Raw genomic sequence first — 12,464 nt, forward strand, 5'->3', positions numbered from 1 at the left:
GCGGATGGATGTTTTAAAAAGCACATTTGCCGTTTCAATATGATGTGATTCTATCAATGAGAAGGGGTGTTTTTTTGTTAGCTGTGACAAATATTTGCAAACAATTTCCAATTGCAAAGCAAAATAGTGACGGAGTTAACACTTTTACCCTCTTCTGCCACCAGCTTCACGCGGCCGAAGAGGGTAAACATTACCGACGTCGATAGGATTTTTGTGCAGAATTGACCTTATAAAGGTAGCGGCGTGATTCCGCCGACGGATGTCGGGTGGTTAATGTTTGATAAACGTCTCCCGGCGACATGCTGTTGATGATATTTGCTGCCTGAACTTTATCGCTGGAGAACACGCGCAGCACGCTGCCTGCCCCACCGTTATACGCGGTAATGACGGCGTAACGACGTGAGGTTGGGTTATCGATTCCGCCCAGGTAGACATTGTTGAGCATCGCCAGATAGGCGGTACCGGTATCAATGTTGTTGGCCGGGTCAAACAAGAAGCTACGGCTTGGCGTACCGGAACGGCCCTGTGAGCGGAATACATCCTTCCCGGCACTGTGCTGCACGACCTGCATCAGGCCCAATGCATCAGCATGGCTGACCGCATACGGGTTAAAGGAGGACTCGGTTTGCATGATGGCGAGGATCAGCGCCTCGTCGACGCCATACTTACGCGATGCCTGACGAACCATGCCGATATACTTATGCGCACGCTTATCAAGGTGGTTTGGCACCAGGTTAATTGTCACGCTGTATATAATGCGCAGGCCGTTACTCCGGCTCTTCAGTCGCGTTTGCAGCAGGTAGTTGGCGAAGTTTGTCGCGCGCCCCTCCCAGCGAATAGGCTGACTGGTATTATCAACGACCTGCCCGTAGAGGAACGGCTCTTTGGAAATCTTGATATCGTCGACATCGGAATAGAGATCGATGGAACCCGGATCGTCTCCCATCAGCAAGGTCTTGATTATTGCCCGTCGTAAATGCCCGGCAGGATCTGTCCCGGCGATGGTCTCCACGGTTATGGTACCGTCATCAAAGTTGATGTGGCTGCGGGTTTGATACTGATCGGTATACTTGACGTAGTCCTTCGGACCCGCGATCAGCACTTCTTTAAATCCCCACAAATTCTCAATATTATGGGCAAATTGCCCCATCAGAATATCAAAACCGTTGGTATCCTTGACCCAGGCTTCGTTATAGGAATCGCCTTTTTTGGTCGAACTGGAACAGGAGATGAGCAACGGCGCAATAACGGCAAGCGCGAGAAATTTTTTCATCATTCCGGGGGTGCGTGTTGTGTTGGTTATTTGCAAGGACCAGATTAAATCGTCGGCCGGATAAGCGCAGTGCCATCCGGCAACGGTTCTTATGACTCTGGCGTATAGCCTTCAATGTGCACGTCCTTGCCTTCAAACAGGAAGTTGATCATCTCCTGTTCCAACAGCTTGCGGTGCTCGACGTTCATCATGTTGAGTTTCTTCTCGTTAATCAGCATGGTTTGCTTGTGCTGCCACTGTGCCCATGCTTCTTTCGAAATCTCGTTATAAATGCGTTTTCCCAGATCGCCTGGGTACAGCTGAAAATCCTGACCTTCTGCTTCACGTTGCAGGAAAGTACAAAAAATCGTTCTGCTCATAAAAAATCCTCTTTATCGACCGGCACGTTAAACCTGCGCACCGACGCGTAATTGCTGTAACAAACGCTCCACAGGAGCCGCCAGTCCGACCGACGGCGGTTGCGCTAAGTTATACCAGAGCGCGTTGCCTTCATCCATGCAGGTGGTGAATGAGGACACGGGAAGCCACATAGGCACAATATCTAAGTGGAAATGACTAAAGGTATGGCGAAATGCAGTAAGCTGGGTCAGATTATCTGCGTTAATTTGCCGTTGCGCCAGCCACTGATGCAGTCCATCTTCATCTTCAAACTGCGGAAAACAGTATAATCCGCCCCATAAGCCGCTAGGTGGACGCTGCGCGAGTAACACCTCATCGTTATGCTGCATCAGTAAAAAATAGCCTGTGCGCTCCGGTAACGTCTGCTTGGGCTTTTTACCCGGGTATTGTGCCCAACTTGCATTGGCGGTAGCCACACAGCCATTTTGTAATGGGCACAGGGCGCACTTAGGTTTTGAACGCGTACAGACTAGCGCGCCTAAATCCATCATCGCCTGATTAAATCGTTCAACGCCGTGGGCGGGTGTAACCTGCTCACTCAACGCCCACAGTTTTTTCTCGACCTCTTTTTTCCCCGGCCAGCCGCTGACAGCATAACAGCGTGCCAGCACGCGTTTGACGTTGCCGTCGAGAATCGGAAAATGCTGACCCAAAGAGAGCGAAAGGATCGCGCCTGCGGTAGAGCGTCCAACGCCGGGCAGGGCGGCAACTTCATCAAAGGTTTGCGGGAAGGTGCCGCCATGCAGCGTCGCCACCTGCTGAGCGGCTTTATGCAGATTGCGCGCACGCGCGTAATACCCCAGCCCGGTCCACAAATGCAGGACTTCATCAAGCGGGGCATGGGCTAAATCGGTTATCGTTGGAAAGCGCGCCATAAAGCGTTCAAAATAAGGAATAACGGTCGCAACCTGAGTTTGTTGCAGCATGACTTCAGAAAGCCATACTTTGTAAGGCGTCTTGTCAATTTGCCAGGGCAGCGTTTTCCGCCCGTATTTGTCGTACCAGCTCAACACCTGAGCTGAAAATTGAGACGCTTGCATGATTACCGTTTCATTATTGCTGGGGGCAAGATTGCAGCACAGAGGTCGAAGGGTGTAAACCGGAACTTTCCGCAGCTGACTCTCTTCCTTTACTTGCATCCGGCAACTAACTTTGGATAATGCCCGTTTTCAGAACTCAAACACAGCAGACTAAACTTTTATGAAGAACGACGTCATTTCACCGGAATTTGATGAAAACGGTCGCCCGCTGCGCCGGATTCGTAGTTTTGTTCGTCGCCAGGGGCGACTGACTAAAGGGCAGGAACACGCACTGGAAAACTACTGGCCGGTGATGGGCGTTGAGTTCAGCGAGGCGCCGGTCGATTTTGCTGCGCTGTTTGGCCGTGACGCACCGGTGACGCTTGAAATAGGTTTCGGTATGGGCGCTTCGCTGGTGGCGATGGCCAAAGCGCGTCCGGAACAAAACTTCCTCGGTATTGAGGTTCACTCTCCGGGCGTTGGCGCCTGCCTGGCTTCGGCGCATGAAGAGGGCGTCGAAAACCTGCGCGTGATGTGTCATGACGCCGTTGAAGTGCTGCACAAAATGATTCCTGACAATTCTTTATCGATGGTTCAGCTCTTTTTCCCTGACCCGTGGCATAAAGCACGTCATAATAAACGCCGTATCGTTCAGGTACCGTTTGCTGAGCTGGTGAAGAGTAAGCTGAAGTTGGGCGGTGTTTTCCACATGGCTACCGACTGGGAAGCTTATGCGGAGCACATGCTTGAAGTGATGTCCTCCATTGACGGGTATAAAAACCAGTCTGAGAGTAACGATTATGTACCGCGCCCACCATCGCGCCCGGTAACCAAATTTGAACAACGTGGCCATCGTCTTGGCCACGGCGTATGGGACTTAATGTTCGAGAGGGTGAAATAATGGCAAAGAACCGTAGCCGTCGTCTGCGTAAAAAAATGCATATCGACGAATTCCAGGAAGTCGGATTTTCGGTTGCATGGCGTTTTCCGGAAGGCACATCTGAAGAGCAGGTCGATAAAATCGTTGATGACTTTATCAATGAGGTTATTGAGCCGAACAAGCTGGCCTATGACGGCAGTGGCTATCTGGCCTGGGAAGGTCTGATCTGCCTGCAGGAAATCGGCAAATGCACTGAAGAACATCAGGCAATCGTGCGTAAGTGGCTGGAAGAGCACAAACTTGAAGATGTGCGCACCAGCGAACTTTTCGATATTTGGTGGGACTAAGTAGCACAGGGTCGGCAAATGCCGGCCCGATTTGTATTGAGGGATAGATATGATGCGTAAAACGCTGCTGGCGGCAGTTCTGACGTTCACGGCGATGGCCGCACATGCTGATTATAAGTGCAGCGTCACCCCGCGTGACGATGTGATTGTGACTCCGCAAACGGTGCAGGTGAAGGGTGAAAACGGCGATCTGGTGATCACGCCAGCCGGGAATGTTACCTTCAACGGTAAGCAGTACACCTTAAGCGCCGCACAGCGTGAGCAGGCGAAAGATTATCAGGCGGCGTTGCGTAGCAGCCTGCCGTGGATTGACGACGGCGCCAGAGCGCGCGTCGAGAAAGGTCGCATCGCGCTGGACAAAATTATCGCCAAAGAAGTCGGTGAAAGCAGCAACATGCGCGGTCGTTTAACCAAGCTTGACGCCCAATTGAAAGAGCAGATGAACCGGATCATCGAGCATCGTACTGACGGTCTGACCTTCCATTATAAGGCAATTGATCAGGTCCGTGCTGACGGGCAGCAGTTGGTGAATCAGGCGATGGGTGGCATTCTGCAGGACAGCATCAACGAAATGGGTGCCAAAGCGGTGCTCAAAGGTGGCGGTAACCCACTGCAGGGTGTGCTCGGTAGCCTCGGCGGTTTGCAAACCTCCATCCAGAATGAATGGAAGAACCAAGAGAAAGACTTCCAGCAGTTTGGCAAAGATGTTTGCGCGCGCGTCGTGACGCTGGAAGATGACCGTAAGGCATTGGTTAACGGTCTAAAATAGCATTTACCTCTCTTTAACGGCACAGAAACATTCTGTGCCGTTTTGCTTTGCATTTTCCTTGTTTTTTGATATCCATCTCTAAAAATAACAAATTTATAAATATATAAGTCTGGTTAATTGGAAGAGGTCACATTATTCATCTGTCAGGTTGACATAATGCGGCAAATTCAAATAACCGGAGTAATAACATGGATTTTTTCAGAAAAACGGCACTGGCAGCACTGGTTATGGGGTTCAGCGGCGCAGCGCTCGCATTACCCAATATCACCATTCTGGCTACCGGCGGGACGATTGCTGGTGGCGGTGATTCCGCAACAAAATCCAACTACACGGCGGGTAAAGTTGGCGTAGAAAATCTGGTCGATGCGGTGCCGCAACTGAAAGATATTGCCGTCGTTAAAGGCGAGCAGGTGGTGAATATTGGCTCGCAGGACATGAATGACGACGTCTGGTTAACGCTGGCGAAGAAGATCAACACCGAATGTGATAAAACCGACGGCTTCGTGGTGACCCATGGTACGGATACTATGGAAGAAACCGCGTATTTCCTCGATCTGACCGTCAAGTGCAACAAGCCAGTGGTGTTGGTCGGCGCAATGCGTCCGTCTACGGGTATGAGCGCCGATGGCCCGTTCAACCTGTATAACGCCGTGGTGACCGCGGCGGATAAAGCGTCTGCTAACCGCGGTGTGCTGGTGGTGATGAACGACACTGTCCTGGATGGCCGTGATGTGACCAAGACCAACACCACGGATGTCGCGACCTTCAAAGCCGTCAACTATGGCCCGCTGGGCTATATCCATAACGGTAAAATTGATTACCAGCGTACGCCTGCGCGCAAGCATACTTCCGCAACGCCATTCGATGTCTCTAAGCTGACCGAGCTGCCGAAGGTAGGCATTATCTATAACTACGCTAACGCCTCCGATCTGCCGGCAAAAGCGCTGGTCGATGCCGGATACGCCGGGATTGTGAGTGCTGGTGTGGGTAATGGTAACCTGTATAAAACCATTTTCGATACGCTGGCAACCGCTGCGCACAAAGGCACCGTGGTCGTGCGTTCTTCCCGCGTACCTACTGGCTCCACCACGCAGGATGCTGAAATCGATGATGCGAAGTACGGATTTGTGGCGTCTGGCTCGCTGAACCCACAAAAAGCTCGCGTGCTGCTGCAATTGGCGCTGACACAGACCAAAGATCCTAAACAGATCCAGGAAATGTTTAATCAGTACTAATCGATGAAGGTGGCTGCGCTTATCGACCTAACCCTGTAGGCCTGATAAGCGCAGCGCCATCAGGCAATCCGAATGGTGGCTCAAAGCCTTATCAGGCCAACATTCATTACGGTTTTCCGCGTTACTCCGCCAGAAACAGCTCCAGCAGTGAGTTTAAAAACAGCTTACCGTGCTGGGTAATCTGCCAGTACTCATCGCTCTGCGTCAGATATCCCTGGGCGATAGCCTCATCAATCTGTGCCCGAATCACCTCTTCGGCAAGCCCGGTATAGTGGGTGAATTCCACACGCGGTGCGACCTCCAGCAAGCGGAAGCGGTTCATAAAGAACTCAAATGGCTTATCAGCCTCGGCGACATCACGCTCGCTTTCGAGATAACGTCCCTGCATGTAACCGCGCGGATGTCGGGTTTTGGTGGTGCGCAGGATACGTCCGTCCGGGAAGGTGACCTTGCCGTGAGCCCCGCAGCCAATGCCAAGATAGTCGCCAAAACGCCAGTAGTTCAGGTTGTGCTGGCACTGATATCCCGGTTTTGCATAGGCCGAGGTTTCATATTGCTGATACCCGGCGGCGGTCAGCAACCGGTGGCCTTGCTCAAAAATATCCCACAGGGCGTCATCATCCGGTAGCACCGGCGGGCGCGAACCAAACAACGTGTTGGGCTCAATAGTGAGCTGATACCAGGAGAGATGCGGGGGGTTAAGCTCAATGGCCTGCTGTAAATCGCCCAGCGCTTCTTCCAGCGTTTGATCCGGCAGGCCGTGCATCAAATCGAGGTTAAAGCTGCGCAATCCCAGACCGTCAGCCAGATTCGCCGCGCGTTTGGCTTCTTCTGGCCCGTGAATACGCCCCAGTCGCTCAAGCTTGGCGGTGCTAAAACTTTGCACGCCAATCGAGATGCGGTTAACTCCAGCGCGTTGATAATCGACAAACCGATCGGCTTCCACCGTACCGGGATTGGCTTCCATCGTGATTTCGGCATCCGCCGCCAGATTCAGACGCGCACGCACGCCATCCAGCAGCGTTTGCATTGCCGGGCCAGAGAGCAGGCTCGGCGTACCGCCACCAATAAAAATGGTCTTTACTTCGCGTCCCTGCGCGTAGGCGACGTTGGCATCCAGATCGCTCAGCAGATGCCCAACGTAATCGTCATGGGGAACTTCGCCCTTTAACGCATGCGAGTTGAAGTCGCAGTAGGGGCATTTCTGCACGCACCACGGGATGTGGATATAAAGACTCAGCGGTGGCAACTTAACCATTACGCAGCGCATCCAGCAGCAGTTTTAGTGCCTGTCCACGGTGGGAAATAGCACTCTTTTCTTCGCGGGTCAGTTCGGCTGCGGTTTTACCCTCAGACGGTACAAAGAAGATAGGGTCGTAGCCAAAACCACCGTCTCCGGCAGGCTCACGAGCGATCACGCCCGGCCAGCGTCCGTGACATACAACAGGGGTTGGGTCATCTGCGTGGCGCATATACACCAGTACACAATGGAACTGTGCCTGACGTTTTTCGTCTGGGATATCCTGCAGGGTGTGCAGCAGTTTATCCAGATTTTGTCTGTCAGTCGCATCTTCACCAGAATAGCGAGCAGAATAAATCCCCGGTGCCCCGCCGAGGGCGTCAACGGCCAGGCCGGAATCATCGGCAATGGCCGGCAGACCGGTGATTTGCGCGGCATGACGCGCCTTCAGAATGGCGTTTTCAATAAACGTCAGGCCGGTTTCTTCTGCGGAATCAACGCCCAGATCCGTTTGGGCAACGACATCAAGCCCGAAGTCGCTCAGGAGAGAGGCGAGTTCACGCACTTTACCGGCATTGCCGGTCGCGAGGACAACTTTTTGCATGGGATACCTAATCAGTTAGCGCCGCAATTTCTGGCGGGATCTGTTGCGGATGAATGATTTTAACCTGTTTGTGGCGGCCAAGCTCGCCCTTCTCAATAACGACCTGGCTTTTCGCCACGCGGAACTGTTTACCGAGAAACTTCACCAGATGGCTGTTGGCTTGCCCATCGACCGGTGGGGCGGTAATGGCGACTTTTACTTCGTCGCCATGTAAACCCACAATACTGTCACGGCTGGCTTTAGGCTGAATGTAGAGCCGTAAAACCAGACCGTCATCGCAGGGTGTTACGGCACTCATAGCGCCATCCACAGCCCCGGCAGCAGCATGTTGCCTGTCGCTTGTAACACTTCTGCGATCCCCATGTTGATGACATAGAGCAGCAGCACCAGGATCATCGGGGAGAAGTCGATCCCGCCCATTCCTGGTAGGATACGACGAATAGGACGCAGCAGCGGATCCGCCAGTTGAATCAGTACGTATTCTACAGGGCTGCGGCCCTGGCTGACCCAGCTCATGATGGCCATCACCAGCAGTACCCAGAAAATCAGCAGCCCGATAGTCTTCAGGACGATCAGTACGGCGGCGATCCAGATAATGGGTTGGAACGTGACCACTTTGAACAGCACAATAGCTTTGATAAAGCTGAGCACTAACGCGACCAGTAACGATGCGCTATCAATCGGCCCCATCGGGGGAATAATTCGGCGTAACGGCCCAATAATAGGCTGAGTGATTTTTACAATGAACTGCGAAAACGGATTGTAAAAATCGCAGCGAGACCACTGCATCCACACGCGCAATAGCAGCGCCATGGTATACAGCTCAATTACCGTTGAGAGCAGGAAGGTCAACGTATTCATGGTGTTCCTCAGTTTTCCTTAATTTTTTGTGTAATCACGAGCACCAAAAATGGCAGTGCCAATGCGCACCATCGTGCTACCCGCCGCGATGGCGGCATCCATATCATCAGACATTCCCAACGAGAGCGTATCGACTGTCGGGTAGCGTGTTTTCAACCCGGCAAATGCTACAGCCATTTGCTGTGCAACTTCAAACTGCCTTACATAATCTGACTCAGGCGCCGGGATTGCCATCAGTCCACGCAGGGTAATGCGCGGCAGAGCGGCGACGTCTGCGGCCAGGGCATCAAGCTCTGCCAGCGGAATACCTGACTTGCTGTTCTCATCGCTGATGTTTATTTGAATCAGCACATTTAGCGGCGGTAGGTCTGCCGGGCGCTGTTCGCTGAGTCGGGTGGCGATGCGCAAACGGTCTATCGTGTGGCACCAGTCAAAATGTTCAGCCACCAGACGGCTTTTGTTGGACTGCAACGGGCCGATAAAGTGCCACTGCAGTCCAGTCACGCCGTTTTCGCTGAAGTAGCGGATCTTATCCACGCCTTCCTGAACATAGTTTTCCCCAAAGGCATGCTGCCCGGCAGTAATGGCTTCTTCGATGGCGCTCGCAGGTTTGGTTTTGCTCACTGCAAGCAACGTAACGTCTTCTGAAGACCGCCCGCAACGCGTCGCGGCGGCTGAGATTTTCTCCCTGACATGTGCCAGGTTATGCGCGATATCGTTCATTTTCCGAGGATGTTCATATGAATATGGAAGAAATAGTGGCCCTTAGTGTAAAGCATAACGTGTCGGATCTACACCTGTGCAATGCATGGCCTGCGCGCTGGCGCATATGTGGAAGGGTAGAAATTGCCCCGTTTACCGCGCCTGACGTGGAGAAGCTGCTGATGTTATGGCTCAGTGAGCAACAACAGGTACAGTGGCGGGAAAAGGGTCAGGTTGATTTTGCTATCGCACTGGCGGATTCCCGGCGTTTACGGGCCAGCGCATTTACGCATCAGCAGGGAACGTCACTGGCGCTGAGACTGCTGCCGCTTGATTGCCCGTGCCTGGATGATCTCCAGACGCCCGCTGCGTTGCCAGAACTGCTGCACAGCGAAAACGGGTTGATTCTGGTGACCGGGGCGACGGGCAGCGGTAAGTCGACGACGCTGGCGGCGATGGTGGACTCTCTCAATCAGCACGTTGACGGGCATATTCTGACCTTGGAAGACCCGATTGAATTCCGCTATACCAGCCAGCGTTGTCTGATCCAACAGCGTGAGATTGGCGTGCACTGCCTTTCTTTTGCTGCCGGCCTGCGGGCGGCATTGCGTGAAGATCCTGACGTGATTTTACTGGGGGAACTGCGCGACAGCGAGACGATTCGTCTGGCACTGACGGCGGCGGAAACGGGGCATCTGGTGCTGGCAACGCTGCATACGCGCGGTGCGGCGCAGGCGGTGGAGCGGCTGGTGGATACGTTCCCTGCACAGGAAAAAGACCCGGTGCGTAATCAACTGGCGGGTAGCTTGCGGGCGGTGCTCGCACAAAAACTGGAAGCCGACAGGCAGGGTGGGCGGGTGGCGTTATTTGAACTGCTGGTCTATACGTCGGCTGTGAGTAATCTGATCCGTGAAGGGAAAACCCACCAGCTACCCGGCGTGATACAAACCGGGCAACAGGCGGGTATGCAAACATTTTCCCAGAGCCTGCAGCAGCGTCAGGCGCAAGGCAGGCTGTAAATATGAGCCTTAGTAACCTTGTTCGAAATAGCTTTCGAGAATAACGACGGCAGACGCGGAGTCTACTTTGCCTTTATTCAGCGCGCGGTACCCGCCTTGCTCAAACAGGCCGGAACGTGCTTCGACGGTGCTCAGACGTTCGTCGTGCAGCGTGACCGTGACGCCAAAGCGGCCATGAATACGGTTGGCAAACTTGCGCGCGCGCGCAGTAAGCGGCTGCTCGGTGCCGTCCATATTGAGCGGCAGACCGACAATGATTTCATCCGGTTGCCACTCTTTTAGCAGGCGTTCAATCACGTTCCAGTCTGGCGTGCCGTCCTGCGCTTTGATGGCAGGCAGCGGTCTGGCAGTACCTGTAATGCGCTGACCAATCGCCACGCCAATACTTTTGGTCCCAAAATCAAAGGAGAGTAATGTTTCGCTCATTATGCGTGTCCCGCCACGCCAGGCATGGTCAGGATATCGATCCCGATAAGTTTGGCCGCGTCGCGCCAGCGGTCGGCAATCGGCGTTTTAAACAGAATATTGAGATCCGCGGGGGCGGTGAGCCAGGCGTTATCCAGCAACTCTTGCTCCAGTTGGCCTTTTTCCCATGATGAATACCCCAGGGCGACCAGCACCTCGGAAGGTTGTTCCTGAGTGCCTAAGGTTTCCAGTACATCGCGGGAAGTAGTGATAATGGTGTTGTCCGAAATACGAATGCTGGAGGCGAAGCGTGAAGGAGGGGTATGCAAAATAAACCCACGCTCTTCTGCTAACGGGCCTCCGAGCATCACGGCTTTATCCAGGCGAATCGCCGGATCGCGTGTCTCAGGGGTAATCTTCAGCTTTTCCAGAATCCCTGCAATCTGTAAGTTTTCCAGGGGTTTATTGACGATAATCCCCATTGCGCCATTTTCATTATGTTCGCAAATGTAGACCACGGAACGGCGGAAAATCGGATCCTGGAGAGCAGGCATGGCAATAAGAAAGTGATGCTGTAAATTCATTGTCAGAGGTTCTGTTTCCTGGTTCAAAAAAGCAACAACGGTCAGTATGCGAGGAAAGTGTTAAGTTGTCACCCTCTGAAAATAACATTGCCGGATATCGGCTTCGCCTTATCCGGCCAACGGGGTGCAATTGTAGGCCGGATAAGACACCGTGGCGTCGTCATCCGGCGCAGGCTTACTTGGCTAAGCGAGCTTCAATGGCATCCATCAGCATACCGGTAATGGACACCGGGAACTCCGCCTCAATTTCGCGAATACAGGTTGGGCTGGTGACGTTAATTTCCGTCAGGCGATCGCCGATAATATCCAGACCGACAAAAATCAGTCCTTTAGCTTTCAGCGTTGGCCCGATACGACGTGCAATTTCCCAGTCGCTGTCGGTCAGCGGACGAGGTTCGCCACGGCCACCGGCCGCCAGATTACCACGGGTTTCACCGCCCTGTGGAATGCGTGCCAGGCAGTAGGGAACGGGTTCGCCATCGACCACCAGTACGCGTTTGTCGCCGTCTTTAATCGCCGGCAGGTAGTTCTGCGCCATGCAGTAGCGGGTACCGTGTTCGGTCAGCGTTTCGGCAATTACACCGAGGTTCGGATCGCCTTCCTTCACGCGGAAGATCGATGCACCGCCCATGCCGTCCAGCGGCTTGAGAATGATATCGCTGTGTTTTTGCCAGAAGGCTTTCAGCTGCGCTTTGTTACGCGTGACCAGCGTTTCTGGCGTCAGGTCCGCGAACCAGGCGGTGAACAGCTTTTCGTTACAATCGCGCAGGCTCTGCGGTTTGTTCACGATCAGCGTCCCTTGCTCTTCTGCACGTTCCAGAATATAGGTGGCGTAGATGAATTCGGTATCAAACGGCGGATCCTTACGCATCAGAATGACGTCCAGGTCAGCCAGTGGTAGATCTTGTTCGCTGTTGAACTCATACCATTTGTCGTAGTTCTGCTCTACGCTCAGGGTACGCGTGCGGGCGCGGGCTTCACCGTTAATCAGATAAAGATCGGCCATCTCCATATAGTGAAGTTCGTAACCACGACGTTGTGCTTCCAGCAGCATAGCAAAGCTGGAATCTTTCTTGATGTTGATGCTTGCGATGGGATCCATCACGATGCCGAGCTTGATCATTGTT

At 53.3% G+C, this 12,464-nt stretch carries 16 protein-coding genes; 5 read left to right on the forward strand and 11 right to left on the reverse strand.

Translation table 11 applies throughout. The features are described 5' to 3' along the window. Positions 1-190: 190 nt before the first annotated feature. The 3 genes from mltC to mutY form a co-directional block, all read right to left on the reverse strand. Positions 191-1,276: a membrane-bound lytic murein transglycosylase MltC gene (mltC, locus tag FDW88_RS05650; protein ID WP_137362188.1), complete on the reverse strand. Its 1,086-nt coding sequence runs from the start codon at positions 1,274-1,276 to the stop codon at positions 191-193. Positions 1,277-1,362: 86 nt separating this feature from the next. Further along, positions 1,363-1,632, reverse strand: coding sequence for an oxidative damage protection protein (locus FDW88_RS05655; RefSeq protein ID WP_003027126.1), 270 nt, complete (start codon positions 1,630-1,632; stop codon positions 1,363-1,365). Between the two features lie 27 nt (positions 1,633-1,659). Further along, the gene (gene mutY / locus FDW88_RS05660; RefSeq protein WP_096755735.1) at positions 1,660-2,712 is read right to left on the reverse strand and encodes an A/G-specific adenine glycosylase; all 1,053 of its coding nucleotides are present in this window, start codon (positions 2,710-2,712) and stop codon (positions 1,660-1,662) included. Positions 2,713-2,872: 160 nt separating this feature from the next. On the opposite strand from mutY, the gene trmB reads away from it, so the two are divergent. From trmB to ansB, 4 genes are all read left to right on the forward strand, one after another. After that, positions 2,873-3,592 (forward strand): tRNA (guanosine(46)-N7)-methyltransferase TrmB, encoded by a 720-nt coding sequence (gene trmB, locus FDW88_RS05665; RefSeq protein WP_096755736.1) that lies wholly within the window; start codon positions 2,873-2,875, stop codon positions 3,590-3,592. Continuing rightward, on the forward strand, positions 3,592-3,918 hold the full coding sequence (locus tag FDW88_RS05670) for a YggL family protein (protein WP_096755737.1): 327 nt from the start codon (positions 3,592-3,594) through the stop codon (positions 3,916-3,918). Before trmB ends, FDW88_RS05670 begins: the two co-directional genes overlap by 1 nt. Before the next feature lie 49 nt (positions 3,919-3,967). Next, positions 3,968-4,687, forward strand: a complete 720-nt coding sequence (locus FDW88_RS05675; RefSeq protein ID WP_096755738.1) for a DUF2884 domain-containing protein — start codon at positions 3,968-3,970, stop codon at positions 4,685-4,687. Positions 4,688-4,875: 188 nt separating this feature from the next. After that, a complete protein-coding gene (gene ansB / locus FDW88_RS05680; protein ID WP_096755739.1) occupies positions 4,876-5,922 on the forward strand; it encodes an L-asparaginase 2 in 1,047 nt (348 codons plus the stop codon). A 121-nt stretch (positions 5,923-6,043) separates the two neighbouring features. Here ansB and hemW read toward each other — a convergent pair whose 3' ends face one another. The 5 genes from hemW to FDW88_RS05705 are packed head-to-tail and all read right to left on the reverse strand — an operon-like array spanning position 6,044 to position 9,350. Continuing rightward, positions 6,044-7,180, reverse strand: coding sequence for a radical SAM family heme chaperone HemW (hemW, locus tag FDW88_RS05685; protein WP_137362189.1), 1,137 nt, complete (start codon positions 7,178-7,180; stop codon positions 6,044-6,046). After that, entirely contained in the window at positions 7,173-7,766 is a 594-nt protein-coding gene (locus FDW88_RS05690) for an XTP/dITP diphosphatase (protein WP_137362190.1), read from the reverse strand. The genes hemW and FDW88_RS05690 overlap by 8 nt, the downstream gene beginning before the upstream one ends. 7 nt (positions 7,767-7,773) lie before the next feature. Then, entirely contained in the window at positions 7,774-8,064 is a 291-nt protein-coding gene (gene yggU, locus FDW88_RS05695; protein ID WP_003027101.1) for a DUF167 family protein YggU, read from the reverse strand. Next, positions 8,061-8,627 (reverse strand): YggT family protein, encoded by a 567-nt coding sequence (locus tag FDW88_RS05700; protein ID WP_096755742.1) that lies wholly within the window; start codon positions 8,625-8,627, stop codon positions 8,061-8,063. Before FDW88_RS05700 ends, yggU begins: the two co-directional genes overlap by 4 nt. 18 nt (positions 8,628-8,645) lie before the next feature. Next, positions 8,646-9,350 carry a YggS family pyridoxal phosphate-dependent enzyme gene (locus FDW88_RS05705; RefSeq protein ID WP_137362191.1) on the reverse strand — a complete coding sequence of 235 codons (705 nt, stop codon included), beginning with the start codon at positions 9,348-9,350 and terminating at the stop codon, positions 8,646-8,648. A 17-nt stretch (positions 9,351-9,367) separates the two neighbouring features. On the opposite strand from FDW88_RS05705, the gene FDW88_RS05710 reads away from it, so the two are divergent. Next, positions 9,368-10,348, forward strand: a complete 981-nt coding sequence (locus FDW88_RS05710; protein ID WP_137362192.1) for a type IV pilus twitching motility protein PilT — start codon at positions 9,368-9,370, stop codon at positions 10,346-10,348. 9 nt (positions 10,349-10,357) lie between these two features. Here the strand turns inward: FDW88_RS05710 and ruvX are convergent, their stop codons facing one another. The 3 genes from ruvX to gshB all read right to left on the reverse strand — a co-directional run bounded on the left by ruvX (position 10,358) and on the right by gshB (position 12,460). Further along, positions 10,358-10,774, reverse strand: a complete 417-nt coding sequence (gene ruvX / locus FDW88_RS05715; protein ID WP_096755745.1) for a Holliday junction resolvase RuvX — start codon at positions 10,772-10,774, stop codon at positions 10,358-10,360. Further along, positions 10,774-11,337 (reverse strand): YqgE/AlgH family protein, encoded by a 564-nt coding sequence (locus tag FDW88_RS05720; RefSeq protein WP_096755746.1) that lies wholly within the window; start codon positions 11,335-11,337, stop codon positions 10,774-10,776. The genes ruvX and FDW88_RS05720 overlap by 1 nt, the downstream gene beginning before the upstream one ends. Before the next feature lie 175 nt (positions 11,338-11,512). Then, positions 11,513-12,460 carry a glutathione synthase gene (gene gshB, locus FDW88_RS05725; protein ID WP_117342642.1) on the reverse strand — a complete coding sequence of 316 codons (948 nt, stop codon included), beginning with the start codon at positions 12,458-12,460 and terminating at the stop codon, positions 11,513-11,515. Positions 12,461-12,464 lie beyond the last annotated feature (4 nt).

The organism is Citrobacter sp. wls829 (genome assembly GCF_005280825.1).
GTDB lineage: Bacteria > Pseudomonadota > Gammaproteobacteria > Enterobacterales > Enterobacteriaceae > Citrobacter > Citrobacter gillenii.

What these genes read in the sequence shown, in the direction of transcription:
- mltC (WP_137362188.1), bottom strand. Translation starts at nt 1,276, where the DNA reads ATGATGAAAAAATTTCTCGCGCTTGCCGTTATTGCGCCGTTGCTCATC.
- FDW88_RS05655 (WP_003027126.1), bottom strand. Translation starts at nt 1,632, where the DNA reads ATGAGCAGAACGATTTTTTGTACTTTCCTGCAACGTGAAGCAGAAGGT.
- mutY (WP_096755735.1), bottom strand. Translation starts at nt 2,712, where the DNA reads ATGCAAGCGTCTCAATTTTCAGCTCAGGTGTTGAGCTGGTACGACAAA.
- trmB (WP_096755736.1), top strand. Translation starts at nt 2,873, where the DNA reads ATGAAGAACGACGTCATTTCACCGGAATTTGATGAAAACGGTCGCCCG.
- FDW88_RS05670 (WP_096755737.1), top strand. Translation starts at nt 3,592, where the DNA reads ATGGCAAAGAACCGTAGCCGTCGTCTGCGTAAAAAAATGCATATCGAC.
- FDW88_RS05675 (WP_096755738.1), top strand. Translation starts at nt 3,968, where the DNA reads ATGATGCGTAAAACGCTGCTGGCGGCAGTTCTGACGTTCACGGCGATG.
- ansB (WP_096755739.1), top strand. Translation starts at nt 4,876, where the DNA reads ATGGATTTTTTCAGAAAAACGGCACTGGCAGCACTGGTTATGGGGTTC.
- hemW (WP_137362189.1), bottom strand. Translation starts at nt 7,180, where the DNA reads ATGGTTAAGTTGCCACCGCTGAGTCTTTATATCCACATCCCGTGGTGC.
- FDW88_RS05690 (WP_137362190.1), bottom strand. Translation starts at nt 7,766, where the DNA reads ATGCAAAAAGTTGTCCTCGCGACCGGCAATGCCGGTAAAGTGCGTGAA.
- yggU (WP_003027101.1), bottom strand. Translation starts at nt 8,064, where the DNA reads ATGAGTGCCGTAACACCCTGCGATGACGGTCTGGTTTTACGGCTCTAC.
- FDW88_RS05700 (WP_096755742.1), bottom strand. Translation starts at nt 8,627, where the DNA reads ATGAATACGTTGACCTTCCTGCTCTCAACGGTAATTGAGCTGTATACC.
- FDW88_RS05705 (WP_137362191.1), bottom strand. Translation starts at nt 9,350, where the DNA reads ATGAACGATATCGCGCATAACCTGGCACATGTCAGGGAGAAAATCTCA.
- FDW88_RS05710 (WP_137362192.1), top strand. Translation starts at nt 9,368, where the DNA reads ATGAATATGGAAGAAATAGTGGCCCTTAGTGTAAAGCATAACGTGTCG.
- ruvX (WP_096755745.1), bottom strand. Translation starts at nt 10,774, where the DNA reads ATGAGCGAAACATTACTCTCCTTTGATTTTGGGACCAAAAGTATTGGC.
- FDW88_RS05720 (WP_096755746.1), bottom strand. Translation starts at nt 11,337, where the DNA reads ATGAATTTACAGCATCACTTTCTTATTGCCATGCCTGCTCTCCAGGAT.
- gshB (WP_117342642.1), bottom strand. Translation starts at nt 12,460, where the DNA reads ATGATCAAGCTCGGCATCGTGATGGATCCCATCGCAAGCATCAACATC.